Below are 2202 nucleotides of genomic sequence, written 5' to 3'. Positions count from 1 at the left end.
GTGGGGCCTTACTCCTTTCGGATGGGAGATCTAATCTTAGAGTTTGTTTCACGCTTAGATGCCTTCAGCGTTTATCAAGCCCGCACATAGCTACCCAGCTGTGCTCCTGGCGGAACAACTGGTGCACCAGAGGTGCGTCCATCCCGGTCCTCTCGTACTAAGGACAGCTCTCTTCAAATCTCCTACGCCCGCAACAGATAGGGACCGAACTGTCTCACGACGTTCTGAACCCAGCTCGCGTACCACTTTAATCGGCGAACAGCCGAACCCTTGGGACCGAATTCAGCCCCAGGATGTGATGAGCCGACATCGAGGTGCCAAACCTCCCCGTCGATATGGACTCTTGGGGGAGATCAGCCTGTTATCCCCAGGGTAGCTTTTATCCGTTAAGCGATGGCATTTCCACTCACATACCACCGGATCACTAACTCCAACTTTCGTTCCTGCTCGACATGTCTGTCTCGCAGTCAGGCTCGTTTATGCGTTTACACTCAATGCGCGATTTCCGGCCGCGCTGAACGAACCTTTGAGCGCCTCCGTTACTCTTTTGGAGGCGACCGCCCCAGTCAAACTGCCCACCTGACAGTGTCCCCCGACCGGATTCACGGCCGCAGGTTAGAATTCCAATAGTTCAAGGGTGGTATCCCAACGGTGGCTCCATCTGAGCTGGCGCCCAGATTTCCAAGCCTCCCACCTATCCTGTACATGAAATATCAAAATCCAGTATCAAGCTACAGTAAAGCTCCATGGGGTCTTTCCGTCTAGTTGCGGGTAACTGGCATCTTCACCAGTACTACAATTTCGCCGGGCGGGCTGTCGAGACAGTGCCCAAATCGTTACGCCATTCGTGCGGGTCAGAACTTACCTGACAAGGAATTTCGCTACCTTAGGACCGTTATAGTTACGGCCGCCGTTTACTGGGGCTTCAGATCAAAGCTTCGCTTGCGCTAACCTCTCCTCTTAACCTTCCAGCACCGGGCAGGCGTCAGCCCCTATACTTCATCTTTCGATTTAGCAGAGACCTGTGTTTTTGTTAAACAGTCGCTTGGGCCTTTTCACTGCGACCCTCATTGCTGAGGGCGACTCTTCTCCCGAAGTTACGAGTCCAATTTGCCTAGTTCCTTGACAACCCTTCTCCCGTTGGTCTTAGGATTCTCTCCTCATCTACCTGTGTCGGTTTGCGGTACGGGCGCTTTAGTATACGCCACAGCTTTTCTCGCCTCTGAGCATCGAAGACTTCCCTACTTTAATTTCGGTCCCTTACGCCCGGGGCAACCATCGCCCGGGATCTCCTATCTCAAAGTGTCACTGTGGTTTAAATGTCAGCGGCTACGGAATTTCCACCGTATGTGCATCGACTACGCCTTTCGGCCTCGCCTTAGCTCCCGGCTTACCTTGGGCGGACGAACCTTCCCCAAGAAACCTCAGATTTTCGACCATTATGATTCCCACATAATTCTCGCTACTTATTCCGGCATTCTCACTTCTTACCAGTCCACAAGTGCTTCCGCTCTTGCTTCGCCCCGATAAGAACGCTCCCCTACCCAGCGCATGCGCTGCCCAAGCTTCGGTTAGATGCTTAGCCCCGTTATATCTTCTGCGCAGAGCCACTCGATCAGTGAGCTATTACGCACTCTTTGAATGTGTGGCTGCTTCTAAGCCAACATCCTGATTGTCTGTGCAACTCCACATCATTTTACACTTAGCATCTATTAGGGACCTTAGCTGTGGATCTGGGCTGTTTCCCTTTTGACCACGAGACTTATCTCACGTAGTCTGACTGCCATGCACCAATTATCCGGCATTCTTAGTTTGATAGGGTTCGGTAACCTCGCGGCCCCTAGTCCATTCAGTGCTTTACCTCCGGTAATCTAACATGACGCTAGCCCTAAAGCTATTTCGGGGAGAACCAGCTATCTCCGAGTTCGATTGGAATTTCTCCGCTATCCACAAGTCATCCCCGACTTTTTCAACAGGCGTGGGTTCGGTCCTCCATGGAGTTTTACCTCCACTTCAACCTGCTCATGGATAGGTCACCCGGTTTCGGGTCTATTGCCCCATACTTCATACGCCCTATTCAGACTCGGTTTCCCTTCGGCTGCGGAACTCCAGTTCCTTAACCTTGCATGAAACAATAACTCGCCGGACCGTTCTACAAAAAGTACCTCATCACCCTTTAACGGGCTCTGAGTGCTTGTAAGC

1 rRNA gene (running past one end of the window) is annotated in these 2202 nt (G+C 52.0%); it reads right to left on the bottom strand.

What is annotated here, in order from left to right:
- A 23S ribosomal RNA gene (locus tag H6A25_RS12450) occupies positions 1–2202 on the bottom strand; its annotated part runs 556 nt beyond the window's last position; the annotation flags it as partial.

It is taken from the genome of Intestinimonas butyriciproducens (genome assembly GCF_016901775.1).
In the GTDB taxonomy this organism is placed as follows: domain Bacteria; phylum Bacillota; class Clostridia; order Oscillospirales; family Butyricicoccaceae; genus Pseudobutyricicoccus.
Note: the sequence above shows the minus strand (reverse complement) of the source record. Positions and strands in the feature narration are given on the sequence as shown.